General features: G+C 55.2%; 25 protein-coding genes, 4 tRNA genes and 1 pseudogene. 10 read left to right on the top strand and 20 right to left on the bottom strand.

Going from position 1 to position 26899, the window contains the following annotated elements; all coding sequences use genetic code 11:
* Positions 1–95 precede the first annotated feature (95 nt).
* The 15 genes from CDA56_RS17055 to cydA all read right to left on the bottom strand — a co-directional run bounded on the left by CDA56_RS17055 (position 96) and on the right by cydA (position 9767).
* Positions 96–171, bottom strand: a tRNA-Lys gene (locus tag CDA56_RS17055).
* 46 nt (positions 172–217) lie between these two features.
* Positions 218–293 (bottom strand) — tRNA-Lys (locus tag CDA56_RS17060).
* Positions 294–296: 3 nt separating this feature from the next.
* Positions 297–372: transfer RNA gene (locus CDA56_RS17065), tRNA-Val, on the bottom strand.
* A 127-nt stretch (positions 373–499) separates the two neighbouring features.
* Positions 500–575, bottom strand: a tRNA-Lys gene (locus CDA56_RS17070).
* A gap of 162 nt (positions 576–737) precedes the next feature.
* Positions 738–1529: a cell division protein CpoB gene (gene cpoB, locus CDA56_RS17075; protein WP_049080954.1), complete on the bottom strand. Its 792-nt coding sequence runs from the start codon at positions 1527–1529 to the stop codon at positions 738–740.
* A 9-nt stretch (positions 1530–1538) separates the two neighbouring features.
* Positions 1539–2063, bottom strand: coding sequence for a peptidoglycan-associated lipoprotein Pal (pal, locus tag CDA56_RS17080; RefSeq protein WP_004100337.1), 525 nt, complete (start codon positions 2061–2063; stop codon positions 1539–1541).
* Positions 2064–2097: 34 nt separating this feature from the next.
* The gene (tolB, locus tag CDA56_RS17085) at positions 2098–3390 is read right to left on the bottom strand and encodes a Tol-Pal system beta propeller repeat protein TolB (protein WP_004133400.1); all 1293 of its coding nucleotides are present in this window, start codon (positions 3388–3390) and stop codon (positions 2098–2100) included.
* Between the two features lie 128 nt (positions 3391–3518).
* Positions 3519–4844 (bottom strand): cell envelope integrity protein TolA, encoded by a 1326-nt coding sequence (gene tolA, locus CDA56_RS17090; RefSeq protein ID WP_049084019.1) that lies wholly within the window; start codon positions 4842–4844, stop codon positions 3519–3521.
* A 105-nt stretch (positions 4845–4949) separates the two neighbouring features.
* Entirely contained in the window at positions 4950–5378 is a 429-nt protein-coding gene (tolR, locus tag CDA56_RS17095; RefSeq protein WP_004130580.1) for a colicin uptake protein TolR, read from the bottom strand.
* Positions 5379–5381: 3 nt separating this feature from the next.
* Positions 5382–6074, bottom strand: coding sequence for a Tol-Pal system protein TolQ (tolQ, locus tag CDA56_RS17100; RefSeq protein ID WP_014228456.1), 693 nt, complete (start codon positions 6072–6074; stop codon positions 5382–5384).
* Entirely contained in the window at positions 6071–6475 is a 405-nt protein-coding gene (ybgC, locus tag CDA56_RS17105) for a tol-pal system-associated acyl-CoA thioesterase (RefSeq protein WP_004100330.1), read from the bottom strand. Before ybgC ends, tolQ begins: the two co-directional genes overlap by 4 nt.
* 149 nt (positions 6476–6624) lie before the next feature.
* Positions 6625–6915, bottom strand: coding sequence for a cyd operon protein YbgE (ybgE, locus tag CDA56_RS17110; protein ID WP_004100327.1), 291 nt, complete (start codon positions 6913–6915; stop codon positions 6625–6627).
* Positions 6915–7028 (bottom strand): cytochrome bd-I oxidase subunit CydX, encoded by a 114-nt coding sequence (gene cydX, locus CDA56_RS17115; protein WP_004100325.1) that lies wholly within the window; start codon positions 7026–7028, stop codon positions 6915–6917. The genes ybgE and cydX overlap by 1 nt, the downstream gene beginning before the upstream one ends.
* A gap of 15 nt (positions 7029–7043) precedes the next feature.
* Positions 7044–8183, bottom strand: coding sequence for a cytochrome d ubiquinol oxidase subunit II (cydB, locus tag CDA56_RS17120; RefSeq protein WP_004848954.1), 1140 nt, complete (start codon positions 8181–8183; stop codon positions 7044–7046).
* Positions 8184–8198: 15 nt separating this feature from the next.
* Positions 8199–9767, bottom strand: coding sequence for a cytochrome ubiquinol oxidase subunit I (gene cydA / locus CDA56_RS17125; RefSeq protein ID WP_004130574.1), 1569 nt, complete (start codon positions 9765–9767; stop codon positions 8199–8201).
* Positions 9768–10992: 1225 nt separating this feature from the next.
* Here cydA and glmS point away from each other — a divergent pair.
* From glmS to cobO, 10 genes and pseudogenes are all read left to right on the top strand, one after another.
* Complete coding sequence (glmS, locus tag CDA56_RS17130) at positions 10993–11442, top strand: methylaspartate mutase subunit S (RefSeq protein ID WP_004848951.1); 450 nt, start codon at positions 10993–10995, stop codon at positions 11440–11442.
* The gene (glmL, locus tag CDA56_RS17135; RefSeq protein WP_014228454.1) at positions 11442–12830 is read left to right on the top strand and encodes a methylaspartate mutase accessory protein GlmL; all 1389 of its coding nucleotides are present in this window, start codon (positions 11442–11444) and stop codon (positions 12828–12830) included. The genes glmS and glmL overlap by 1 nt, the downstream gene beginning before the upstream one ends.
* Before the next feature lie 16 nt (positions 12831–12846).
* Positions 12847–14292: a methylaspartate mutase subunit E gene (locus CDA56_RS17140; RefSeq protein ID WP_047724238.1), complete on the top strand. Its 1446-nt coding sequence runs from the start codon at positions 12847–12849 to the stop codon at positions 14290–14292.
* Positions 14292–15533, top strand: coding sequence for a methylaspartate ammonia-lyase (locus CDA56_RS17145; RefSeq protein WP_025108135.1), 1242 nt, complete (start codon positions 14292–14294; stop codon positions 15531–15533). Before CDA56_RS17140 ends, CDA56_RS17145 begins: the two co-directional genes overlap by 1 nt.
* Positions 15534–15536: 3 nt before the next feature.
* Positions 15537–16907: an acyclic terpene utilization AtuA family protein gene (locus CDA56_RS17150; RefSeq protein WP_014228452.1), complete on the top strand. Its 1371-nt coding sequence runs from the start codon at positions 15537–15539 to the stop codon at positions 16905–16907.
* Positions 16904–17221: a DUF4387 domain-containing protein gene (locus CDA56_RS17155; RefSeq protein WP_064375127.1), complete on the top strand. Its 318-nt coding sequence runs from the start codon at positions 16904–16906 to the stop codon at positions 17219–17221. Before CDA56_RS17150 ends, CDA56_RS17155 begins: the two co-directional genes overlap by 4 nt.
* A gap of 169 nt (positions 17222–17390) precedes the next feature.
* A pseudogene (locus tag CDA56_RS17160) lies at positions 17391–18669 on the top strand (dicarboxylate/amino acid:cation symporter); the annotation flags it as partial.
* A gap of 103 nt (positions 18670–18772) precedes the next feature.
* Positions 18773–19774 (top strand): glutaminase A, encoded by a 1002-nt coding sequence (gene glsA, locus CDA56_RS17165; protein ID WP_014228450.1) that lies wholly within the window; start codon positions 18773–18775, stop codon positions 19772–19774.
* An 11-nt stretch (positions 19775–19785) separates the two neighbouring features.
* On the top strand, positions 19786–21438 hold the full coding sequence (locus CDA56_RS17170; protein ID WP_103814140.1) for a class I fumarate hydratase: 1653 nt from the start codon (positions 19786–19788) through the stop codon (positions 21436–21438).
* 9 nt (positions 21439–21447) lie between these two features.
* On the top strand, positions 21448–22050 hold the full coding sequence (cobO, locus tag CDA56_RS17175) for a cob(I)yrinic acid a,c-diamide adenosyltransferase (protein ID WP_032748761.1): 603 nt from the start codon (positions 21448–21450) through the stop codon (positions 22048–22050).
* A 2-nt stretch (positions 22051–22052) separates the two neighbouring features.
* Here the strand turns inward: cobO and CDA56_RS17180 are convergent, their stop codons facing one another.
* From CDA56_RS17180 to sucC, 5 genes are all read right to left on the bottom strand, one after another.
* Complete coding sequence (locus tag CDA56_RS17180) at positions 22053–22493, bottom strand: hypothetical protein (RefSeq protein ID WP_103814138.1); 441 nt, start codon at positions 22491–22493, stop codon at positions 22053–22055.
* Between the two features lie 64 nt (positions 22494–22557).
* Positions 22558–23460: a LysR family transcriptional regulator gene (locus CDA56_RS17185; RefSeq protein ID WP_004848928.1), complete on the bottom strand. Its 903-nt coding sequence runs from the start codon at positions 23458–23460 to the stop codon at positions 22558–22560.
* Positions 23461–23855: 395 nt separating this feature from the next.
* The gene (locus CDA56_RS17190) at positions 23856–24626 is read right to left on the bottom strand and encodes a helix-turn-helix transcriptional regulator (protein ID WP_057173518.1); all 771 of its coding nucleotides are present in this window, start codon (positions 24624–24626) and stop codon (positions 23856–23858) included.
* Between the two features lie 165 nt (positions 24627–24791).
* Positions 24792–25661, bottom strand: a complete 870-nt coding sequence (gene sucD, locus CDA56_RS17195; RefSeq protein ID WP_004100288.1) for a succinate--CoA ligase subunit alpha — start codon at positions 25659–25661, stop codon at positions 24792–24794.
* The gene (sucC, locus tag CDA56_RS17200) at positions 25661–26827 is read right to left on the bottom strand and encodes an ADP-forming succinate--CoA ligase subunit beta (protein ID WP_004848923.1); all 1167 of its coding nucleotides are present in this window, start codon (positions 26825–26827) and stop codon (positions 25661–25663) included. The genes sucD and sucC overlap by 1 nt, the downstream gene beginning before the upstream one ends.
* Positions 26828–26899: the final 72 nt, after the last annotated feature.

Here is a 26899-nt window from a genome sequence, read left to right on the forward strand (position 1 = left end):
TGGGTCGTGCAGGATGACTCGCTTTCACTCGCCCTACGGGCCGTTGCTGACGCAACGTTATCCTTCACGCTTAACATCTGACTACGATGTTAAGTTGGTGGGTCGTGCAGGATTCGAACCTGCGACCAATTGATTAAAAGTCAACTGCTCTACCAACTGAGCTAACGACCCGCTCGGGTACTGCCTGAATATTCTTCACTCGTCACCAATTCGAAATTGGTGGGTCGTGCAGGATTCGAACCTGCGACCAATTGATTAAAAGTCAACTGCTCTACCAACTGAGCTAACGACCCGAGTGGTGGGTGATGACGGGATCGAACCGCCGACCCCCTCCTTGTAAGGGAGGTGCTCTCCCAGCTGAGCTAATCACCCGATACTGCGCTGGATACATCTTTTAACGGTGGGTCGTGCAGGATGACTCGGCTTCGCCTCGCCCTACGGGCCGTTGCTGACGCAACGTTATCCTTCACGTTTTACTATCGCGTTCCACCAGAACGATTGGTGGGTCGTGCAGGATTCGAACCTGCGACCAATTGATTAAAAGTCAACTGCTCTACCAACTGAGCTAACGACCCACTATTTTCGCCGCTTTGGGCTTGTTCGATATCCCTTGGCAACGGCGGCATATATTACTGATTTCAGAATTCAGCGCAACAACAATTTAGATAAAGATTGCTTAACTGCTTAGGATTCATGCGACAAGACCAGAAATGATGCGATTTCTGGTCATGCCATAATCATCCGAGTGCGTTAAGGCGTTTTTGCGCTTGTTTGGCCCCGTCGGTGCCAGGAAATTTACTGACCACCTGCTGGTAAACCGCCTTCGCTTTTGCGGTATCGCCTTTGTCCTGCATGATCACGCCGACTTTAAACATCGCGTCGGGCGCCTTCGGGGATTTAGGGTAGTTTTTCACCACGGAAGCGAAATAGTACGCCGCATCGTCCTTTTTACCCTTGTTGTAATTCAGCTGACCGAGCCAGTAGTTGGCGTTCGGCTGATACGTTGAATCGGGGTACTTTTTGACGAAGTTCTGGAAAGCCGCCATCGCATCGTCCTGGCGAGAGGGATCCTTCACCAGCGCGATAGCCGCGTTGTAATCGGTATTGGCATCACCGGTCTGCGCCGGGGCGCCTGACGAGGCCGCTGGCGCCGTCCCGCTAGCCGCAGCGCCCTGATCGCCCGCTGGCGTCTGGGTTTGCGCTCCCGCTGCGCCGCCACCGCTGCTCAGACCGTCGATCTGCAGCAGGATCTGCTTCTGGCGCTCAACAACCTGATTCAGCTGATACTGGCTTTCCTGAATTTGACCGCGCAGGGAATCAATATCGGACTGATTATCGGAGAGTTGTTGCTGGAGTTGGGTTAAAAGCTGGCTGTGCGCATTGGAAATACGCTCGAGTTGAGTGACGCGGTCTTCGACCGAGCCTGAGCCGACACTACTGATTGGCGCCTGAGCAAAAGCGGCCCAGGGGGCCGCTATGCCAACCAGTAACGACAGACTCAATAGATGATGTCTGAAGTTACTGCTCATGCAATTCTCTTAGTAAACCAGTACGGCGCGACGGTTTTTGGCGTAAGCCGCTTCGTCGTGGCCCAGTACTGCAGGTTTTTCTTTACCGTAAGAAACGATGGAGATCTGGTCAGCAGAAACACCTTTGCCCTGCAGATACATCTTAACGGCGTTAGCACGACGCTCACCCAGAGCGATGTTGTATTCCGGCGTACCACGCTCATCCGCATGACCTTCTACGGTCACTTTGTAGGACGGGTTGCTGCGCAGGAAGTTTGCGTGCGCGTCCAGCATTGCAGCGAAGTCAGAACGGATATCGTATTTGTCCAGATCGAAGTAAACGATATTGTTCTGCTGCAGCTGTTGCATCTGCAGACGAGCCTGCTCTTCGGAAGACATGTTGCCGCCGTTAGCGTTACCGTCCATACCAGTGCCGGCACCCAGCATGCCTTCACCGCTCTGGTCGTTGCTGGCGTTCTTGTTAGAAGAACACGCCGCGATTGCCATAACCGGCAGAGCGATCAACAGCCCTTTCAGCACTTTGTTCAGTTGCATTTCTTTGATTCCTTTAATAATCAATTATTTATTATCACAGATACGGCGACCAGGCAGGTGATTTTACCTGTCCATCAGTTGCCGGAAGACGCGCTTTGAAACGCCCATCTGTAGAAACCAGATTCAGCACGGATCCCATCCCCTGAGAAGAGCTGTAGATTACCATAGTGCCGTTAGGTGCCAGACTTGGCGTTTCATCTAAAAACGTTGATGACAGAACCTGCACACCACCCGCTTCCAGATCTTGTTTGGCAATGTGCTGCTGACCACCGGCCGAGCTTACCATTACCATAGTTTTACCATCAGCGCTCACGTCAGCGTCCTGGTTTTGTGAACCTTCCCAGGTAATACGCTGCGGCGTGCCGCCATTAATATTGACTTTATACACCTGCGGACGACCGGCCTGGTCGGAAGTAAAGGCCAGGTTCTGGCTATCCGGGAACCAGCTTGGTTCGGTGTTATTGCTGCGACCGTTGGTCACCTGACGAATCTGGCCAGATCCCAGGTCCATCACGTACAGGTTCAGGCTACCGGTTTTCGACAGAGCGAAAGCCAGTTTGCTGCCGTCCGGCGAGAACGCCGGCGCGCCGTTATGCTGCGGGAACGAAGCAATCTGACGAACGGAGCCGTTAGCCAGCGTCTGCACAACCAGCGCAGAGCGTCCGCTTTCAAAGGTCACGTAGGCCAGCTTCGCGCCGTCCGGAGACCATGCCGGAGACATCAGCGGCTGGGTTGAACGGTGAACGAGGAACTGATTGTAGCCGTCGTAGTCGGACACGCGCAGCTCGTACGGGAACTGACCGCCGTTGGTCTGTACCACGTAGGCGATACGGGTACGGAAGGCGCCCTTAATACCGGTCAGCTTCTCAAATACGGCGTCGCTGGCAGCATGCGCGGCATAGCGCAGATACTGTTTCGTGACTTTAAAGGAGTTCTGCGCAAGCACGGTACCCGGCGCGCCGCCGGTATCAACCAGCTGATACGCCACGTTGTAGGAACCGTCAGGGTTTTGCGTCACCTGACCAACCACGACGGCGTCAACGCCCAGCGCAGACCATGCCGCCGGCTGTACTTCCTGAGCGCTACCCGGCTGCTGAGGCAGACGCGAGCGATCGAGCGGATTAAACTTGCCGCTGTTGCGCAGGTCAGCCGCCACGATACCGCCCACATCTTCCGGCGCAGCACCCTGCCCCGCCCACTGGAACGGCACAACGCCGATTGGGCGTGCCGAGTCGACCCCTTGGGTAATCTCGATGCGTACTTCTGCGTGCAGCACTGCCGCCCACAGCATTAAAAAACCAAATGCTACTCGTAATGCCTGCTTCATCATATCTCCCTTATCCAGGCGAAAAGCCCACGATAATTTAGCAGAATGTTAACAAACTCAAATACACAAAACTACCAAAACCCTGGGCCTACCGACGTTTGTTTTCCCCGTATAAACGGGGAAAACTATCACTGAGGTTTGAAGTCCAGTGGCGCATTTTTGAATGTTTCATAAACAGCCTGCGACGGCGGTTTAGGGAACTTCGTCATCCGGCTCGTTGCGGCCAGCATTTGCTGACAGAACGCCGGATCGCCGCCTTCCGATTTCACACTTAACAGCGTTCCATCCTGAGCCAGATTCACACGTAAAGTACAGGTTTTCCCCTTGTAGGTATCCCAGTCATAGAGATGACCTTTAATCGCAGCCTGCACCTGTGAAATATAGCTGTTAATCTCAGCCTGGGATGCCCCACCCTGCCCCTGCTTACTTCCTTTAGCAGGAGATGAACCCCCAGCGCTACCGCTGGTATTACCTTTCGGCGCATTCTTACCGGAGCTCAGGTCGCCGAGCAGATCGTCAACGCCGTTGGCCTCTTTGGCCGCAGCGGCTTTCTTGGCGGCTGCTGCCTTAGCGGCGGCGGCTTTCGCCGCTTTGTCTGCGGCGGCCTTCTCTGCTGCTGCTGCTTTGGCTGCCGCGGCTTTCTCGGCGGCGGCTTTTTCCGCTGCGGCGGCTTTCTCGGCTGCCGCTTTCTCAGCAGCGGCTTTCTGCGCGGCGGCTTTTTCTGCCGCTTTTTCGGCGGCGGCTTTTTCAGCAGCGGCCTGTTTCGCCGCTTCCTGCTGCGCTTTTTTCTCTGCCTGCTGCTGCGCTTTCTTCTCGGCGTCCTGCTGAGCTTTCTTCGCCGCATCGGCTTCGGCTTTTTTCTGCGCGTCCGCGGCCGCTTTCGCGGCTTCTGCTTCCGCCTGTTTCTTCGCATCCGCCGCCGCTTTCGCCGCAGCGGCTTCGGCTGCTTTCGCCTGCGCATCGGCCTTCGCTTTTGCATCAGCGGCGGCTTTGGCGGCAGCTTCCTGCGCCTCTTTCGCCTGTGCGTCCGCTTTGGCTTTTGCCGCTGCGGCGGCTTTCGCCGCGGCTTCTTCCGCCTGTTTCTGCTGTTCTTTCGCCTCTTTAGCCGCTTCCTGCGCCTGTAGACGATCCTGTTCCAGCTGTTTCAGCCGTTCCTGCTCGGCGGCCTGTTTTTCACGTAGCTCTTCCGCCTGCTGCTGAGCCTGCTTTTCACGCTGCTCGGCGGCGCGGCGGGCGCTGGCCTGCTGCTGCTGTTGGCGGTCATAATTCTTCACAACCGCCCCCGGATCGACCATTACCGCATCGATAGAGGAACCTCCGCCACCCCCGGCAGAAGCATCCAGATGCTCGTCAAACGAACTCCAGATCAGCAGCGCTATCAATACGATGTGCAGCGCGACTGATACTATGATCGCTCGTTTAAGCTTGTCGTTTTGTTCGGTTGCCTTTGACACTATCGGTTCCCAAAAACTGTTCGCCTGTTCCCGTTATATGACGTCGGCCACGAGACGCTGTTGTCCCAAAGCCGACGTGCTGGCGGGCGTGCATATTGCGAGCGATTAGATCGGCTTGGTCATCAAGCCAACCGATTTAACCCCTGCGCTGTGCAACAGGTTAAGCGCTTTAATAATCTCATCGTATGGCACCTCTTTAGCACCGCCGATCAGGAACACCGTTTTCTCATTCGCCTCAAGTCGACGCCTGGCTTCCGCAATAACCTGTTCCGGCGGCAGCTGCGATAACGTTTCCGGGCCAACTTTCACGCTGTACTGCCCGACGCCGGAGACTTCAACGATCACCGGCGGCTCATCGTTGCTTTTCACCGCCTGCGACTCCGTTGCGTCCGGTAGGTCGACCTCTACGCTCTGCGTAATGATCGGCGCTGTCGCCATAAAGATCAGCAACAGCACCAACAGGACATCCAGCAGCGGAACGATGTTGATCTCGGACTTCAGTTCGCGACGTCCGCGTCCACGTGCTCTGGCCATGGCTTACCCCTTATTGCTTTCGCTGCTGGTAAACGCCTGACGGTGCAGAATGGCGGTGAACTCTTCCATAAAGTTGTCGTAGTTCAGCTCAAGTTTGTTCACGCGCTGGTTCAGACGGTTATAGGCCATAACCGCCGGGATAGCGGCAAAAAGACCAATTGCCGTCGCGATGAGCGCTTCTGCGATACCCGGCGCGACCATTTGCAGCGTCGCCTGTTTTACCGCGCCCAGCGCGATAAAGGCATGCATGATCCCCCATACGGTACCAAACAGACCGATATATGGGCTGATAGAACCCACCGTACCGAGGAACGGGATGTGGGTTTCCAGGGTTTCCAGCTCGCGGTTCATCGAAATACGCATGGCGCGCGACGCCCCTTCGACAATCGCTTCCGGCGCATGGCTGTTCGCACGATGCAGACGCGCAAACTCTTTGAAGCCGCTGTAGAAGATTTGTTCCGAACCGGTCAGATTATCGCGACGACCCTGGCTTTCCTGGTACAAACGAGAAAGCTCGATACCGGACCAGAACTTATCTTCAAACGCTTCGGCCTCACGTGACGCCGAATTGAGGATACGCGTTCTCTGAATAATGATGGCCCAGGAGGCGATGGAAAAACAAACTAAAATCAACATGATAAGTTTAACCAGAAGGCTCGCCTTCAGGAACAAATCAAGGATATTCATCTCAGTCACTGCTTAAACTCCGCGACAATAGACTTGGGAAGCGCACGAGGCTTCATTAAGAGTGGATCAACGCACACGATAAGAACCTCAGCTTCATTCAAAACGACGTTCTCGGCGTTGACGATTCGCTGCGTGAAAACCAGGGTAGCTCCTCGCATTGAGGTTATCTCCGTCTGGATTTCGAGCATGTCGTCGAGTCTGGCGGGCGCAAAATACTCCAGCGTCATTTTGCGAACCACAAAGGCAACTCGTTCAGCCAGCAAAACCTGTTGGCTGAAGTGATGATGGCGCAGCATCTCTGTGCGTGCTCTTTCATAGAAAGCGACGTAGCTGGCGTGGTAAACCACACCACCGGCGTCGGTGTCTTCGTAATAGACCCGAACCGGCCATCGAAACAGCGTTGTATTCACTTTACATCCCGGTAATGCAACAAAAGGTTAGTGCTTTCAAACTTCGCTACTATACGCGCGGGAATCGTGGTTTGGAATGGGGGAAAGTAAACGAGGAGTAAATTTTTATGGGCTTATGCAAGCCCATATGGTTAACAGAGATTTCTTATTCAAAAGAAGAAAAAGAACAGGCCCAAAACGAGCACAATATCAGCGATAAGCGGACAAAAAATTCCCTGCCAGTGAATGGCGCGCGGGCGGAAGCCCACGCCGTGGATAACGCCGGTACAAACCGCCCACATCAGCAGGAAGCCGTGCCAGATTTCCAGCTCGCTGGTTTTGGCCGCAAAGCGCGACGGATCCCAGAAGATGCAGCCCGCTAGCGCCAGCGCCATCAATAAGGAAAGCGCCCTTAACGGGCGCTTGTCCATTATCGCGTAAAGAGTCGCGATAATACTCATCAGTGTTCTTCTTTACCTGCTTTGGTGGCTTCCACGTGCTCAAGCGCCAGCGCGGTAATCACCCCAAAAGCACAGGCAAGAAGCGTTCCCAAAATCCATGCGAAATACCACATATATAGCTCCTTACCTTAGTACAGCGAGTGGGTGTTCTTTTCGATGTCTTCGCGAGTGATGCGACCGAACATTTTCCAGTAACACCAGGCGGTGTAGGCCAGAATAATCGGTACGAAGACAATCGCCACGTAAGTCATCAGGTTCAGCGTCAGCTGGCTGGAGGTCGCATCCCACATGGTCAGGCTCGCGTTCATCGCCGTGCTTGATGGCATAATGAACGGGAACATGGCGATACCGGCAGTCAGAATGATGCACGCCAGCGTCAGCGAGGAGAACAGAAACGCCCATGCGCCTTTATCCGCTTTTGTCGAGATGACGGTCAGCAGCGGCAGCGCCACGCCCAGAGCAGGAATCGCCCACAGCGCCGGCATGTTATTAAAGTTCACCATCCACGCGCCGGCTTCACGCGCGACTTCTTTGGTCAGCGGGTTAGACGGGCCGGTATGATCCATCACCGATTTCACCACATAACCGTCGATACCGTAGTAGACCCAAACGCCCGCCAGCGCGAAGCAGACCAGCGTCACCAGCGCCGCCACCGTAGACACGGAGCGGGTGCGCAGGTGCAGTTCACCCACGGTACGCATCTGCAGATAGGTCGCGCCCTGCGTCAGGATCATCGCCACGCTAACAATACCGGCCAGCAGGCCAAACGGATTCAGCAGCTGGAAGAAGTTACCGGTGTAGTACAGGCGCAGATATTCATCAACGTGGAACGGAACGCCCTGCAGCAGGTTGCCGAACGCCACGCCAATCACCAGCGGCGGCACGAAGCTGCCGACGAAGATGCCCCAGTCCCACATGTTACGCCAGCGGTTATCCTCAATCTTCGAGCGGTAGTCGAAACCCACCGGACGGAAGAATAAAGAGGCCAGCACCAGGATCATGGCCACATAGAAGCCGGAAAACGCGGCGGCGTAGACCATCGGCCAGGCGGCAAACAGCGCGCCGCCGGCGGTGATCAGCCACACCTGGTTTCCGTCCCAGTGCGGGGCAATGGCGTTAATCATAATTCGACGCTCGGTGTCGTTACGACCGAGGAAACGGGTGAGCATCCCCACCCCCATGTCGAAGCCATCGGCGACGGCAAAACCAATAAGCAAAATGCCGATCAGCAGCCACCAGATAAAACGCAATACTTCATAATCGATCATTTGACGACTCCTGTCTTAGCGTGCCGACTGAATAGCCGCAGAGGACTGTTCAAAGTGATAGCGACCGGTTTTCAGGCTGCTTGGTCCTTTACGGGCAAACTTGAACATGAGGAACAGTTCAGCCACCAGGAACAGCGTGTACAGGCCACAAATCAGCACCATAGAGAAGATCAGGTCGCCCGCGGTCAGCGACGAGTTCGCGACGGCCGTCGGCAGCACCTCACCAATAGCCCACGGCTGACGGCCATATTCGGCGACAAACCAACCCGATTCAACGGCAATCCACGGCAGCGGCAGGCCATAGAACGCGGCGCGCAGCAGCCATTTTTTCTCACCGATGCGGTTGCGAATCACGCTCCAGAAGGAGGCGCCGATAATCAACAGCATCAGCACGCCGCACGCTACCATGATACGGAAGGCGAAGTAGAGCGGCGCCACGGCAGGAATAGAGTCCTTGGTCGCCAGAGCAATCTGCTCTTCCGTCGCGTCAGAGACGTTGTCGGTATAGCGTTTCAGCAGCAGACCGTAGCCCAGATCTTTCTTCACGTCGTTAAAGCGATCGCGCACGGCCTGGTCGGTTGAACCGGCACGCAGCTGTTCCAGCAGCGCGTAAGCTTTCATCCCGTTACGGATACGCTCTTCGTGCTGAACCATGAGGTCTTTCAGGCCGGTAACCTGTTTATCCACGGATCGAGTCGCAATGATGCCCAGCGCGTAAGGAATTTGAATCGCGAAGCGGTTCTCCTGCGCCTTCTGATCGGGAATACCAAACAGGGTAAAGGCCGCCGGAGCAGGCTGAGTTTCCCATTCAGCTTCGATAGCCGCCAGTTTGGTTTTCTGCACGTCGCCCATTTCGTAGCCGGATTCATCACCGAGAACGATAACGGAGAGAATCGCCGCCATACCGAAGCTGGCTGCGATAGCGAAGGAGCGCTTGGCAAAAGCGAAGTCGCGGCCTTTGAGCATATACCAGGAGCTGATGGCAAGAATGAACATCGCGCCGGTCACGTAGCCTGACGCCACGGTATGAACGAACTTAACCTGAGCAACCGGGTTCAGGACCAGCTCAGAGAAGCTGACCATCTCCATACGCATGGTTTCAAAGTTAAAGTCCGACGCAATCGGGTTCTGCATCCAGCCGTTAGCGACGAGGATCCACAGCGCCGACAGGTTGGAGCCCAGCGCCACCAGCCAGGTCACGGCCATGTGCTGAACTTTGCCCAGACGATCCCAACCGAAGAAGAACAGACCGACAAAGGTAGATTCGAGGAAGAAGGCCATCAAACCTTCAATGGCCAGCGGCGCACCGAAGATATCGCCCACATAGTGAGAGTAGTAAGACCAGTTAGTCCCGAACTGGAACTCCATGGTCAGACCGGTTGCCACACCCAGCGCGAAGTTGATACCAAACAACTTGCCCCAGAACTTGGTCATATCTTTATAAATCTGTTTGCCGGAAAGGACGTAGACCGTTTCCATGATGGCCAGCAGGAACGCCATACCTAGCGTCAGCGGCACAAACAGGAAGTGGTACATCGCGGTCAAGGCAAACTGTAAGCGCGACAGTTCGACTATATCTAACATCATGACTCCTTGCTCATCGCATGAAGACTCCGAGAGTGAACCCCGTTAGAAAGGGTCACACGCATGCCCCAATACAAATTTATTTGCTTCTTCTCGTCACGCCCGTTTTCTCATGCAAGAAAACGATAGTAATGAGAAGTTACAAACATGTTAACAAAACACCCAAATTGATCCCGTGATTATATTACGCTGCAAAACCCTTACAATAAATAGGTTTTTATTGTGATAAATTTGCAGTTTTCGACAGCGATCAATTTATAGCGAAAATACCAGATTTCGGTCAATTTGATCCGCGACAATTTAACTCCATTTCGCGACCTTTTCCAAGTTTTAAACATTGATTTAAATCAATTTTCATTTTAAATGTTAATTATGTATACCGTGTACCGTACAGGTAAACACTAGGTTAACAATATGTTTTTCAAGAGTATCAACGGTTACTGAAAATGATAGTCCATTTATTTCGCCGCGGAGGGGAATTTAATGGGATGAGCGCTGGGCGCATTAATCCGGGCATCAGCTGACAATGTCGTGTAGCTCACAGATTTTTTTTATCAAGTTAATGCCCTAAATTTTTTTGCTTATTACATTTATCATTGCGTTTACTTTCAATTAACACAGATGCGTAACTATCTCATTATCAAGTAAATGCGGCGTACATTCTCTTTCTCGTCGTTTTGTGACGCAACGCACCCTGCTCTTTATGCAGCAGACTTTCCCCCTGCGCTTTTATCCCCCCGGACAGCAGCTCTCCTGCCCCACTCCGCCATTCAACAAAAATGAAATATTAAATAAACAAATCACCATTTTATATCTTTAATCTAACAAATTCGCCGTGACGCATATAAAAAACAGCACATAAATTCCGTTACTATGCTCACAGAAAAATTTAAAGAATTGTATTTACCGCTTATTATCAAGGCAAAATAAACGCAAAATATAAAATAAGACCTTGCTCACAAACATCGCAATCTATTTATTAAAAAGATCTGAACAGAAATAACCCCAGACAATAAAAAAACTAACAACATCATGATACAAAAGGATTTTTTAAAGAAAAATCAAAAACAAGACTTTTTTGAAAGATATTCTGAAAATAGATCAATTGCTTCCCCCCTTCGAACCACAGACACTCCAGCCCTATTAACAGGCGGCCATCATCAACGCTGCAAATATTAGAAAGTCGTTTTTATTTTTATACCATCAGCCTTACAGAGGATTACCCATGAAGAAATCAACACTTGTTATTGGCGTCATTGGTGCTGACTGCCATGCAGTAGGCAACAAAGTCCTGGACCGCGTTTTTACTGCCCATGATTTTCGCGTAATCAATCTGGGGGTGATGGTCAGTCAGGATGAATATATCGATGCCGCTATCGAAACCGGCGCGGACGCCATCGTTGTCTCGTCTATTTACGGCCACGGCGATATCGACTGCCTGGGACTGCGCGAACGCTGCATCGAACGGGGTATCGGCGATATTCTTCTTTACGTTGGCGGCAACCTGGTGGTCGGTAAGCATGATTTTGCCGACGTCGAGGCCAAATTCAAAGAGATGGGCTTCAATCGCGTCTTTGCCCCAAGCCACGATCTGGAAGACGTCTGCAGGCTGATGGCGAACGATATCAACCAGCGCCACGGCGTTGAACAGCAGTGTCTGGAAGAGGCTATCTGATGCAAACCGTCTCTGTCGATATCGGCTCGACGTGGACCAAAGCGGCCCTCTTCGCACAGGAGGGGGATGAGCTGACGCTGGTAAACCACGTTCTGACCCCGACCACTACCCATCACCTGGCGGAAGGCTTTTTTGCCAGCCTGAACCGGGTGCTTAACGTTGCCGATGCGCGCCCGTTGCTGCACCGCGGTGACGTCACGCTGAAATACTCTTCATCGGCAAAAGGCGGTCTTGCCGTTGCCGCGATGGGTCTGGTGCCGTCCATCACCCTGGAATCAGCAAAAGTCACCGCCCACTCGGCGGGGGCCAAAATCGCCCAATACTACGCCTACAAACTCAACCGCCACGATATCCAGGCGCTGGAAGCCACGCCGCCGGATATCCTGCTGTTTACCGGCGGAACCGACGGCGGCGAGGAGAGCTACGGCCTGGCCAACGCCCATGCGCTGGCGGAGTCAACGCTCGACTGCGCCATTATCTATGCCGGAAACCGGGATATTCAGGACGAGGTTCAGGCCATCCTTGGCCACAAAGATTTGACCACGGTAGACAACATTCTGCCCGATCTCGATCACCCTAATCCCTACGCTGCCCGCAAGGCGATTTGCGATGTCTTCTTATCCCGAATCGTCAAAGGTAAAGGGCTGGACGTGATTGTCGCGGAAACCGGCGAAGAGCCGATGCCAACGCCGTGGACCGTCTACGAGCTGGTAAAAACCATCAGCCATTACGACAGCGCGTGGAAAGAGTTCATGCTGATCGATATGGGCGGCGCCACCACCGACGTCTACTCAGCCAGCGCCAACACGCTCTCTCCGGATACCGTTCTGCACGGGGTTCCGGAACCGTTTGTTAAACGTACGGTAGAAGGCGATCTCGGCATGCGCGTTTCAGCTGTCGTGGTCGGTGAAAGTACTCAGGAGCTGGTGAACGTGGTGTTTGCCCACCAGCCGCAGCGTCAGGAGGCCTTTTACCGCTACCTGCGCCATCTGGTCGCTCAGCCGGATTATCTGCCGCTCAATGAGGAAGAAAAATATTTCGACACCGTGCTGGCCGGGCTGTGCGTCGGCTACGCCAGCGAACGCCACGCGGGCACCAAAAAGCAGGTCTGCACCTGCGTGGGCAACGTCGATTTACAGATGGGCCGCGATCTGACCCCCGTGCGTAAAGTCGTCGGTTCCGGTGGATGGCTCTCCCGCGCCAGCGGCTTCGACATCCACCGCTGGCTGAAATACCGCGAACTGGATGACGACGGCAGACGCATTCTCCTGCCAACCCGGTTTGATTATTACCGCGATGCAAAAGGCCTGCTTCCGCTGCTGGCAAACGTTGCCAGGCTCTACCCCGAGCTCGCCGCTCGCACCAGCATTCACTGTTTAACCCTATAAATGAAGGCAGCTACGAATGGAACTTCGAAATAAAAAATTAACCCACGACGAATTCATGACCGAGCGGCATCAGGTATTGCAGACCTGGCATACCGGCAAGGACGTTGAGCACTTCGAAGATGGCGTGAAGTACCAGCAAACCATTCCTGAGAAAAAACGCTTTTCTCACGCTCTGCTTAAGGCCGACCAGGAGGGTAAAACCCTGAGCCAGCCGCGCGCGGGCGTGGCGCTGATGGATGAACATATTGCGCTGCTCAAAACCCTGCAGGAAGAGTGCGATCTGCTGCCCAGCACCATCGATGCCTATACCCGCCTCAACCGTTACGAAGAAGCGGCGGTCGGCATACAGAAATCCATCGAGGCGGGAACCTCCAAACTGAATGGTTTGCCGGTGGTTAACCACGGCGTCGCCGCCTGCCGCCGGATGACCGAAGCGCTGGAAAAACCGGTCCAGGTACGTCACGGTACGCCAGACGCGCGCCTGCTGGCGGAAATCTCCATGGCCAGCGGCTTTACCAGCTACGAAGGCGGCGGTATCTCCTACAACATTCCCTACGCCAAGCGCGTCACTCTGGAGAAGTCGATTCGCGACTGGCAGTACTGCGACCGCCTGATGGGCCTGTATGAAGAACACGGCATTCGTATTAACCGCGAACCGTTCGGCCCGCTGACCGGCACCCTGATCCCACCGTTTATGTCCCACGCGGTGGCCATTATCGAAGGTCTGCTGGCGCTGGAACAGGGCGTCAAGTCAATCACCGTCGGCTACGGCCAGGTCGGCAGCCTGACCCAGGACATCGCGGCGATTAAATCTCTTCGCGAACTCTCCCACGAATACTTTGGCAATTACGGATTCGACGATTATGAGCTGAGTACCGTCTTCCACCAGTGGATGGGCGGCTTTCCGGAAGATGAATCAAAAGCCTTTGCCATTATCTCCTGGGGCGCGGCGGTAGCCGGGATGTCCGGCGCCACCAAAGTGATCACCAAGAGCCCGCATGAAGCGTTCGGTATTCCCACCGCGGCGGCCAACGCGCAGGGGCTGAGGGCATCCCGCCAGATGCTCAATATGGTCAGCGATCAGAAGTTCCCGCCCTGCGCCGCGGTTGAGCAGGAAGTGGAGCTGATAAAAAGCGAGGTTCGCGCGGTGCTGAAGAAAGTATTCGAGCTGGGCAACGGCGACATCGCCCGCGGTACGGTGCTGGCCTTTGAAGCGGGCGTCCTGGACGTGCCTTTTGCCCCCGCATCCTGCAACGCGGGCAAAATTTTGCCGGTTCGCGACAATGCCGGCGCCATTCGCGTGCTTGAAGCCGGCGCGGTTCCGCTGCCGAAGGACATCCTCGCCCTGCACCACGATTACGTCGCTGAACGTGCGCAATTTGAAGGACGCAAACCCTCATTCCAGATGGTTGTTGATGACATCAACGCGGTATCCCACAGTAAATTAATAGGAAGACCATAATGAAAATTAAACAGGCCCTTTTCACCGCTGGCTACTCTTCATTCTATTTTGACGATCAGCAGGCGATCAAAAACGGCGCGGGTCATGATGGGTTCATTTATACCGGTGCTCCGGTAACGCCAGGCTTCACCTCGGTACGCCAGGCGGGTGAATGCGTATCCGTCCAGCTGATTCTGGAAAACGGCGCGGTGGCGGTCGGTGACTGTGCCGCCGTACAGTACTCCGGCGCGGGCGGCCGCGACCCGCTGTTCCTGGCGGAGAACTTTATCCCGTTCCTCAACGATCATATCAAACCGCTGCTGGAGGGCCGCGATGTCGATACCTTCCTGCCGAACGCCCGCTTCTTCGACAAGCTGCGCATCGACGGTCATCTGCTGCATACCGCCGTCCGCTACGGTCTTTCCCAGGCGCTGCTCGACGCCACAGCGCTGGCCAGCGGCCGCCTGAAGGCGGAGGTGGTTTGCGACGAATGGCAGTTGCCCTGCATACCGGAAGCGATTCCGTTATTTGGTCAGAGCGGCGACGACCGCTACATCGCCGTGGACAAAATGATCCTCAAAGGCGTTGACGTCCTGCCGCATGCGCTCATTAACAACGTCGAAGAGAAGCTGGGTCTGAAAGGGGAAAAACTGCGTGAGTATGTCCGCTGGCTGTCCGACCGCATCTTAAGCCTGCGCACCAGCCCCCGCTATCGCCCCACGCTGCATATCGACGTGTACGGCACCATCGGCCTGATTTTCGATATGGATCCGGTTCGCTGCGCCGACTATATCGCCAGCCTGGAGCAAGAGGCGCAGGGCCTGCCGCTCTACATAGAAGGCCCGGTGGATGCGGGTAATAAACCGGACCAGATCCGTATGCTCACGGCCATTACCAAAGAGCTGACCCGCCTCGGTTCCGGCGTAAAAATTGTCGCCGACGAGTGGTGTAACACCTACCAGGATATCGTTGACTTTACCGATGCCGGCAGCTGCCACATGGTGCAGATTAAAACCCCGGATCTCGGCGGCATTCATAACATCGTGGACGCGGTGCTGTACTGCAACAAACACGCGATGGAAGCCTACCAGGGCGGTACCTGTAACGAAACCGAGATCAGCGCCCGCACCTGCGTTCACGTCGCGCTGGCCGCGCGTCCGATGCGTATGCTGATCAAGCCGGGCATGGGCTTTGACGAAGGTCTTAACATCGTGTTTAACGAAATGAACCGCACCATCGCGCTGTTGCAGACTAAGGATTAAGAGATGGCTCGTACCTTTAAGATCTTATCGCCGACGGCAATCCTCGGCTATGGCTTCCCGGAAGAGAGCTTTCGTAAAGCTATGGAGGCATCGCCGGATCTGATTGCCGTTGACGCCGGTTCATCCGATCCCGGCCCCCACTATCTGGGGGCAGGCAAACCTTTTACCGACCGGGCCGGGGTGAAACGCGATCTGCGCTATATGATCGTCGCCGGGGTGAAGAATAACATTCCGGTGGTGATCGGCACCGCTGGAGGATCCGGCGCCGCGCCGCATCTGGAGTGGTGTCGGCAGATTATCCATGAGATTGCGCAGGAAGAAAAACTGTCGTTCTCCATGGCGCTGATCCCGTCTGATGTCGATAAAGCCATCGTTCATCAGGCGCTGGATAACGGCAAAATCACCGCCCTGGACTTTGTGCCTGAACTGACCCACGAGGCCATTGAAGAGAGTACCTATATCGTCGCCCAGATGGGGATCGAACCCTTTCAGCGGGCGCTCGCCGCCGGCGCCCAGGTGGTGCTTGGCGGCCGGGCGTACGATCCGGCCTGCTTCGCGGCGCTGCCGATTATGCAGGGCTTTGATGAGGGGCTCGCCCTGCACTGCGGCAAGATCCTCGAATGCGCGGCCATTGCCGCCACGCCGGGCTCCGGTTCCGACTGCGCCATGGGGATTATCGACGACAGCGGCTTTACGCTGAAAGCGTTTAATCCAAAGCGTAAGTTTACCGAAACCTCTGCGGCGGCGCATACGCTGTACGAGAAGTCCGATCCGTATTTCCTGCCCGGTCCGGGCGGCGTGCTTAACCTGAAAGGATGCACCTTCAAAGCCGTCAACGAAGGCGAGGTTTACGTCAGCGGTTCTCGTCATGAAGCGACGCCGTACGCGCTGAAGCTGGAAGGCGCGCGGCGGGTCGGCTTCCGCTGCCTGACCATTGCCGGAACGCGCGACCCGATCATGATTGCCGGAATCGATAATATTCTTGAAGAGGTACAGACCAGCGTCGCACGTAACCTCTCCCTGAACGATGACAGCATCCGCATGACCTTCCATCTGTATGGAAAGAACGGCGTGATGGGCAATCACGAACCAATGAAAACTGCCGGGCACGAACTGGGCATCCTGCTTGATGTCGTTGCGCCAACCCAGGATATCGCCAACAGCGTCTGTTCGCTGGTGCGCTCTACCCTGCTGCACTACGGCTATGAAAACCGCATTGCCACCGCGGGCAACCTCGCCTTCCCGTTCTCGCCTTCCGATATTCAGAGCGGCCCGGTGTATGAGTTCTCAATCTATCACCTGATCGAAGCCAGCGACGCGCTGCGCTTTGACTTCCATATCGAACAGGTGACGCCAGAAGGAGTTCAGGCATGAAACAATCCCTATGCTCACTGGCGCAGGTGATCCGCTCCAAAAACGCCGGACCGTATGAACTGGTTTTAGATATTTTATTTAAAACCCGGGAAGATTATCAGCGGGTCAAACGTTCTGAGCAATTAACCCCGCAGCTCATTGCCGGTTTATATAACGTGAAGCCTGATTTTATTCATCGTATTGTCTGGTTCGATCCGGCCAACGCGGTAAAAATCGTCATGCCACGGACTATTATTTCCGGCAACGTCGGGGACAATGATGTTTATGGTGCTCAGCAGCATGCGCCGTTATTAAGTATTGAGTTCGACCTGTAATTTCTAAAATACAACAACATCCATTGGGGTACAGAATTTCGCTGTATCACTGTATTCCAGACAATTTATGCGGTTGGTCACCACAGGGGTACGTCTGCGCTGCTGCCTGGCGCAGGCGTACGCCGCCCTACACCACTTCACCGACTAACCCTGTTCCGATGGAGTAAATATGAAAAAAATAAGTTTAACCAAAATGATCATATTAGGCCTGATACTCGGCATGATTGCCGGGGTGATCATTAATAATATGGCATCAGCAGATACAGCAAAATCCTATGCGCAGGATATTTCCATTTTTACCACTATATTTTTACGCCTGGTAAAAATGATTATCGCCCCGCTGGTAATATCAACGCTGGTGGTCGGCATCGCCAAAATGGGCGATGCGAAAACGCTCGGGCGTATATTCTCTAAAACCTTTTTCCTGTTTATTTGCGCCTCGCTGCTGTCGATTGCGCTGGGTCTGGTGATCGTCAATCTGTTCCAGCCAGGCGCGGGCATCAACTTTGTCCCCCACGATGCCGGAGCCGTGGCCGCCGTTCAGTCCGAGCCCTTCACCCTGAAAGTGTTTATCTCGCACGCGGTACCCACCAGCATCGTTGATGCGATGGCGCGCAACGAAATTCTGCAAATCGTGGTGTTCTCTATTTTCCTCGGCTGCAGCCTGGCGGCGATCGGCGAAAAAGCCGAGCCCATTGTGAAGGTGCTCGATTCGCTGGTCCACGTGATGCTGAAGCTCACAGGGTACGTCATGCTGTTCGCACCGCTGACCGTTTTCGCCGCCATCTCCGGGCTGATTGCCGAGCGCGGTCTTGGCGTGATGGTCAGCGCCGGGATCTTTATGGGTGAGTTCTACCTGACGCTGGGCATGCTGTGGGCAATCCTGATTGGCCTGTCGACGGTGATTGTCGGCCCATGTATCAGCCGTCTGACCAAAGCGATCTTCGAGCCCGCGCTGCTGGCCTTCACCACATCCAGCTCAGAAGCCGCCTTCCCAGGAACCCTCGATAAGCTGGAAAAATTCGGCGTCTCTTCCAAAATCGCCAGCTTCGTCCTGCCCATCGGTTACTCCTTTAACCTGGTCGGCTCCATGGCCTACTGCTCGTTCGCCACGGTGTTTATCGCCCAGGCCTGTAACGTCCACCTCAGCATGGGCGAGCAGATCACCATGCTGCTGATCCTGATGCTGACCTCCAAAGGGATGGCGGGCGTGCCGCGCGCCTCAATGGTGGTTATCGCCGCGACGCTGAACCAGTTCAACATTCCGGAAGCGGGCCTGATCCTGCTGATGGGCGTCGACCCGTTCCTCGATATGGGTCGCTCCGCCACCAACGTGATGAGTAACGCCATGGGCGCCGCCATCGTTGGCCGTTGGGAAGGCGAGCATTACGGAGAAGGCTGCCGCGGCACCGCCCCGGTCAAAAAACCGGAGCAGGAGCGCCCTGCCAGCGAAACGTCAGAAGTGGCGATGTCCTGACAGCAAAATGGCTATGAGCCCCAGGCCGGATACGTCCGGCCCGGTTCCCTCCAATCATCCCAACGGGACACACCATGAACGTGAAATTCCTTGGCACCTGCATCTTAACCGCCAGCTTACTGTTTAGCGCCGCCGCGCAGGCGCAAAGCGCGCCGGACTACGCCAGCATTATCGAGCAGGCGCATCAGAAATATAAGAGTAACCACGACGGTAAAGTCGCCGACTATATCCCTGCCCTGGCGAGCTATAGCCCGAATAATTTCGCCATTACGCTCGCGACGGTCGAAGGCAAAATTTACCAGACCGGCGACGTGACAAAAGCCTTTCCGATGGAATCCTTAAGTAAAGTTTTCACCCTGGCGCTGGCGATGGAGCAGCGCGGGCCGCAGGAGGTGCTGGATAAACTCGGCGCGAACGCGACCGGCCTGCCCTTCAATTCCGGCTTAGCCGTGGAGCTTACGCAAGGCGCGCCGGAGAACCCGTTAGTCAACGCCGGCGCCATGAGCACCGTGAGCCTGATTGCGGCGAAAGACAAAACCGACCGCTGGAACAACATTCTCAACAACCTCAACGCCTGGGCCGACAGCTCCCTGAGCGTTAACGAGCCGGTATTTCAATCCGAAATGGAGACCAATCAGCATAACCAGGCGCTGGCGATGCTGATGAATTCATACCGCAGCTTCTATGGCGACCCTCAGGAAGCCGTCGAAATCTACACCCGTCAGTGTTCGGTGGATATCACCGTTGAGCAGCTCGCCAAAATGGGGGCCGTACTCGCCAACAATGGCAAATCACCGTTCAACGGCAAGCAGCTGCTCACCGCCAGCTACGTCCCGCAGGTGCTGGCGGAAATGGCGATCGCCGGGCTGTACGACGGCAGCGGCAAATGGCTGTACACCGTCGGTATCCCGGCAAAATCCGGCGTTGGCGGCGGAATGGTCGCCGTCGTTCCCGGGCAATACGCTATCGCCGTCTACTCCCCTCCGCTGGATGCAGCCGGCAACAGCGTCCGCGCCCAGCAGACCATCGAGTACGTCGCGAATGCGACGCGGGCCAATCTCTTTTTAGCGAAATAGTGAGAAGTAAAATGTCGAAACCCTTTGTCTGGCAGGAACTTTTTGTTCAGAGCAACGATAATACCGAATATGAACTGCTAACGAATCAACATGTTAAGGTGACAGAGTTAGATGGAGAAGAGGTCATCAAGGTTGCGCCGGAAGCGTTAACATTGCTGGCTCAGCAGGCATTTTATGAGGCGTCGTTTTTCCTGCGCGCCGGGCACTTAAAGCAGATCGCCAGCATCCTGCACGACCCGCAGGCCAGCGGCAACGATAAATACGTGGCGCTACAGCTGCTGCGCAACGCCGAAGTCTCGGCAAAAGGCGTGCTGCCAAACTGCCAGGATACCGGGACCGCCACCATCGTCGCGAGCAAAGGCCAGAACGTCTGGACCGGCGGTAACGACGCGGAAGCTCTGAGTCAGGGCATCTACACCACCTTTCAGGACAACAATTTACGCTATTCGCTAAATGCTCCCCTTGATATGTATACCGAGGTCAACACCGAGACCAACCTGCCCGCGCAGATTGATATCAGCGCGGTGCCGGGCAGCGAGTACCGCTTCCTCTTCGTCAATAAAGGCGGCGGTTCGGCGAACAAAGCCGCGCTATTTCAGGAAACAAAATCTATTCTGCAGCCGGAAAAACTCACCGCCTTCCTGATTGAAAAAATGAAGGCGCTGGGCACCGCCGCCTGCCCGCCGTACCACATCGCCTTTGTCGTGGGGGGCCTGTCGGCGGACCAGGCGTTGAAGGTGGCGAAGCTGGCTTCGACAAAATATTACGACAATCTGCCCACCAGCGGAAACGAACTGGGCCAGGCGTTTCGCGATACGTCGCTGGAAGCGGCGCTGCTCAAAGCCAGCCGCGAGTTCGGCATCGGCGCACAGTTTGGCGGCAAATACTTCGCCCACGACATTCGCGTGATTCGCCTGCCGCGGCACGGCGGCTCCTGCCCTATCGCAATGGCGCTTTCCTGCTCCGCCGACCGAAACATCAAAGCCAAAATCAACAAACACGGCATCTGGCTGGAGAAGCTGGAACATAACCCGGGCAAGTTTATCCCTGATTCTCAGCGCATAGAAAACGGGGCGCAGACCGTCCAGCTCGATCTGAACCGGCCGCTGCGCGACATCCTCCACGACCTGTCAGCCCTGCCCGTGGGCACCCGGCTATCGCTGAGCGGTCCGATTGTCGTCGCCCGCGACATCGCCCATGCCCAAATCAAAGCGCGTCTGGATAACGGCGAACCGATGCCGGAGTATATGCGCAAGCATATTGTCTACTACGCCGGCCCGGCGAAAACGCCGAATAATCTGGCCTGCGGCTCGCTGGGCCCCACCACCGGCGGACGCATGGATGGGTATGTTGACGCTTTCCAGGCGGCGGGCGGCAGTCTGATCATGCTTTCCAAAGGCAACCGCAGCCAGCAGGTGACCGAGGCCTGCCATAAACACGGCGGCTTTAATCTCGGCAGCATCGGCGGCGCGGCGGCCCTGCTGGCGCAGCAGTATGTTAAAAGTTTGCGCTGCCTGGAGTATCCGGAGCTGGGCATGGAAGCGGTATGGATGATGGAAGTCGAAAATCTGCCCGCGTTTGTGCTGGTTGACGACAAAGGCAACAACTTCTTTAGCCAGTTCGAGCAGCAGCACCGCTGCGCCACCTGTCCGGCAGGACACTAAGGAGCATTTATGCACGCGCGAGGCAATCCCGACCGCCATCGTCAGCGCCAGCAGAAGCTGAAAACGCAGGTTGCTACCCGCGTGGCGGCGGCAACGGAGCAAAAAGGCATTCTGATCGTCTTCACCGGCAACGGCAAAGGTAAATCCACCGCCGCCTTCGGTACGGCAACGCGCGCCGTCGGCCACGGTAAGCGCGTCGGTGCTGCCCAGTTCATTAAAGGTCAGTGGGATAATGGAGAGTACAACACGCTGCATCCGCTCGGCGTTGAGTTTCACATTATGGGCACCGGCTTTACCTGGGAAACGCAAAACCGGGAGGCAGATATCGAGGCGGCGTCGGCCGTATGGCAGGAGTGCAAGCGCATGCTGGCCGACCCGAGCTACGATCTGGTGGTGCTGGATGAACTTACCTATATGCTGGCGTATCACTATCTGGATACTCAGGAAGTGATCGCGGCGATAGAGAATCGTCCGCCGCGGCAGAACGTGATTGTCACCGGCCGCGGCTGCCACGCCCGGCTGCTGGAGCTTGCCGATACGGTTAGTGAGCTGCGTCCGGTGAAGCATGCCTTTGACAGCGGTATTCAGGCGCAGGTGGGAATCGACTGGTAGTTTTACCCGGCTCGCGCTGCGCTTAGCCGGGCTACGGGTTCACAGCGTTCTGCGGGCCGGTAGCCCGGACAGATGCGCAGCATCGCCTCCGGGAAATTCAGCCGCTCTGCGCTATGCTCCCGGGGGTGGCGCTCGACGCGCCTTGCCCGGGCTACGGGTTCACAGCGTTCTGCGGGCCGGTAGCCCGGACAGATGCGCAGCATCGCCTCCGGGAAACTCAGCCACTCTGCGCTATGCTCCCGGGGGCGGCGCTCGACGCGCCTTGCCCGGGCTACGGGTTCACAGCGTTCTGCGGGCCGGTAGCCCGGACAGATGCGCAGCATCGCCTCCGGGAAATTCAGCCACTCTGCGCTATGCTCCCGGGGGCGGCGCTTGATGCGCCTTGCCCGGGCTACAGGTTCACCGCCGTCTGCGGGCCGGTAGCCCGGACAGATGCGCAGCATCGCCTCCGGGAGATGATGCCGCTCTGCGCCCGGCACCGCCGTCTGCGGCCCGGATAACGCGCCGTCAGGCTGCCGAGACCACCGATTTTTGCAGCAGCCACTCGCGGAATACCTGTAAATGTCGGGATTCCGCTTTATCCTCCTGCCACGTCATAATGAAGCGGTTGCCGGTGCGAATCGGCACATCGCAGGGGATCACCATCTCACCGCTATCCAGGTCATGCTGAATGGCAAAACGCGGCAGCAGCGCCACCCCCAGGTTCGAACGCACCGCCGCAATCAGCATTGAGAGCAGGTCAAAACGCGGACCGATGTTGATCTGCGGGCTGGTGATATTCGACAGCGCAAACCACTCCTGCCAGCCGTGAATTCGCGTGCTTTGATGCAGCAGCGGAAACTCGCCCAGCAGCTCCTCGACCGCCAGCTTCTGCCCGGGTTCGGACAGCAGCCCGCAGCCGCACACCGGCAGAATTTCCTCTTCGAACAGATACTCAACCTCCGCCCACGGCGAGCAAAAATCCTCGCGCATAATGGCGGCATCGTACTCGCGGCTAAGAAAATCGCCAATATTAGCCAGCGAATGAATATTAACGATAATGCCCGGATGTAATTTATTAAACTCGCGCAGGTTGGGGATCAGCCAGTGGGTGCTAAAGGTAGGATTGACGGCCAGCTCAAGCACCTGCACCGTCGGTTGCCATGTCATAATGGAGTTGGTATCACGTTCCAGTTTGTTAAGCGTTTCCTTAACGATAGTCAAATAATGCTTGCCAGCCGCATTTAAAAAAATCCTTTTTTTAGCATGATTAAATAATGACGTATGGAGGAAATCCTCCAGCGCCGTGACCTGTCGGAACACGGCGCTTTGTGTTAAAGCCAACTCTTCCGCTGCCCGAGTATAACTTTCGTGGCGAGCCACAACCTCAAAGGTCACCAGTAATTCAGTTTTGGGGATTTTTCCTCTCATAACGTCTTCCATTTACGGCGTGCAAAAAATTGTTTAATAGATAAAAAAAGCGCGCAAGGACATCAGATTAGCCCCGGGTGTTATATTTTATTTTACCTTCAGATGTCATTGATCTATTCCATGATAAATGCACACTGTTATTGATCAAATAATAACCAATAATACCCAGGCACTACAATAAACACAATTTAAACAATGTGATTGCCATGCAAATAACAGCAATAAGTTGTCAATATTTTTTCACATTAACTTGTTTATTTGCGAAGTCAGTCGATGAGACGATGAAATTTAATTGCCCGCTGGTGAGCATAAATGAAAATTTTTCCGCGATCGGCCACACATTATGAGCGCTCCAGGAAAAATCTGTATTAACGATAAAACGGCGGCTAATCGACTTACCGTGAAGCGGCTGCGAGATGCCGATCGCGGAACGACTGCGGGCTGGTGCGATGAGCGGCGCGAAACACCCGACAAAAGTAGCTGGTTTGCGCAAACTGAAGCTTACGCGCTACGCTGTCTACCGAATATGACGGATCGCCAAGCAGTTCTCCGGCACGCTGCATTTTGCGCTGATTAACCCAGACTTTAAAATTCACCCCCTGGCGTTTTTTAAAAAAACGACTAAAATAATTTGCGCTTAAACAAACGTGAGCGGCGACGGCCTCTAAAGACAGCTCACCATATAAATTTTCATCAATATAGCGTAATGCCGACAGCAGTTTTATTTCATGCGACGATTTTTGCGAATAATAAAACTCTCTCTTATGCCACAACGGTTTCTCGTCCACTTCACTGTTTTCTGCAATCGCAGACATATTATTAACGATAAAATGCAGTAATCGTATCGCCGCCGCCCGATGCTGGTTGTCGGTCGCGTTATGATGGTCGCAAATAATATAACCGGATAATGTATTGTCCTGAATCAGCGGTAAGGCAAAGAAATTTAACCCACCATAGCCAGCAGGTAATCGATTGTCATTCGCCTCAATCACCGTGGTCTCCAGCCCGGTAGCCCGCGAAAAAAGCGCTGCCAGCGAGCTAAAGCTCTCCCATTGTTCATGCATTTTCTTTCGCACCACATTATTCCCCACCGCCTTTTGCAAGCACTTAATATGCAAAATAGCGCGGATAAAAAGGATGATGCCGGACGCAAAAAATAATCTCATTTGCGCAGATGAATATGATTAAACGGCATGAAATCGCGGGCGAAAACGGCGTAACGCCTGATGGCGCAGTGGCAGGCAAAAAAAAGGCCATCATCAGATGGCCAACCATGTCGAAATTGGACCAGCCCTTAACCATGCAGAACGTCAGGGCTGTTTTTTTACTTATTACTTAATTACGGTTTTCAGCGCTTCGCCGATATCGGCCAGGCTGCGAACGGTCTTCACGCCAGCGGCTTCCAGCGCGGCGAATTTCTCATCCGCCGTCCCTTTACCACCGGCAATGATGGCGCCCGCGTGACCCATACGTTTGCCTTTCGGCGCGGTCACGCCGGCGATGTAGCCGACAACCGGTTTGGTCACGTGATCTTTGATGTAAGCGGCCGCTTCTTCTTCCGCGCTACCGCCGATCTCACCGATCATGACGATCGCTTCGGTCTGCGGATCTTCCTGGAACAGCTTCAGGATATCGATGAAGTTAGAGCCCGGGATCGGGTCGCCGCCGATGCCCACGCAGGTGGACTGGCCGAAGCCGTAATCAGTGGTCTGCTTAACCGCTTCATAGGTCAGGGTACCGGAACGGGAAACGATGCCCACTTTACCCGGCTGGTGAATGTGGCCCGGCATGATGCCGATTTTGCATTCGCCTGGGGTGATCACGCCCGGGCAGTTTGGCCCGATCATGCGCACGCCCGCTTCATCCAGCTTCACCTTCACAGTCAGCATATCCAGCGTCGGGATGCCTTCGGTGATGGTGATAATCAGCTTAATGCCTGCATCGATAGCTTCCAGGATGGAGTCTTTGCAGAACGGCGCCGGAACGTAGATAACGGATGCGGTTGCGCCGGTCGCTTCTACCGCTTCGCGCACGGTGTTGAACACCGGCAGGCCCAGATGGGTGGTGCCGCCTTTGCCCGGCGTTACGCCGCCAACCATTTGCGTACCGTAAGCGATGGCTTGTTCAGAGTGGAATGTACCCTGGCTACCGGTGAAGCCCTGGCAGATAACCTTGGTATCTTTATTAATTAAAACGGACATTATTTCCCCTCCACTGCGGCAACAACCTGCTGAGCTGCATCCGTCAGACTTTTCGCTGCAATAATATTCAGGCCGCTGTCAGCCAGTTTCTTCGCGCCCAGTTCGGCGTTGTTACCTTCCAGACGAACCACTACCGGGACGTTAACGCCCACTTCGGCTACCGCGCCGATGATGCCGTCGGCAATCAGGTCGCAGCGTACGATACCGCCGAAGATGTTAACCAGAACCGCTTTTACGTTGTCGTCAGAGAGGATGATTTTAAACGCTTCGGTGACGCGCTCTTTGGTTGCGCCGCCGCCAACGTCGAGGAAGTTAGCCGGTTCGCCGCCGTGCAGCTTAACGATGTCCATGGTACCCATCGCCAGGCCCGCGCCGTTAACCATGCAGCCGATGTTGCCGTCCAGCGCGACGTAGTTCAGCTCCCACTGCGCCGCCTGAGCTTCGCGCGGGTCTTCCTGCGACTGGTCGCGCATTTCGCGCAGATCCGGCTGGCGGAACAGCGCGTTGCCGTCAGCGCCCAGTTTACCGTCGAGACAGATCAGGTCGCCCTGCTTAGTGATCACCAGCGGGTTGATTTCGATCAGCGCCAGGTCGCGCTCAAGGAAAATGGTCGCCAGGCCCATAAAGATTTTGGTGAACTGCTGAACCTGTTTACCTTCCAGACCCAGTTTGAACGCCAGTTCGCGGCCCTGGTAAGGCATCGGACCCGCCAGCGGATCGATGGCGATTTTGTGGATCAGGTGCGGGGTCTCTTCCGCCACTTTTTCGATTTCCACGCCGCCTTCGGTAGAGGCCATAAAGACCACGCGACGGGAGCTACGGTCAACAACCGCGCCCAGGTACAGCTCTTTATCAATATCGGTCGCCGCTTCAACCAGAATCTGGTTAACCGGCTGGCCGTTCGCATCTGTTTGATAGGTGACGAGGCGTTTGCCCAGCCAGTGTTCAGCAAATGCGCGAATGTCTTCTTTGCTCTTCACTACTTTCACACCGCCCGCTTTGCCGCGGCCACCAGCGTGAACCTGACATTTCACTACCCACGGACCCGCGCCGATTTTTGAAGCGGCTTCTTCTGCTTCACGCGGAGTAGTACAGGCATAACCCACCGGCGCCGGTAAGCCATAGCGGGCAAAGAGTTGTTTTGCCTGATATTCATGTAAGTTCATGTGTTCAGTCCATCCTTCAGGGAATAATTATAAACCTGTAGGCCTGATAATGGCGCTCGCGCGCTTTACCCG

Origin of the sequence: Klebsiella michiganensis, from assembly GCF_002925905.1 — a bacterium.
Lineage (GTDB): Bacteria > Pseudomonadota > Gammaproteobacteria > Enterobacterales > Enterobacteriaceae > Klebsiella > Klebsiella michiganensis.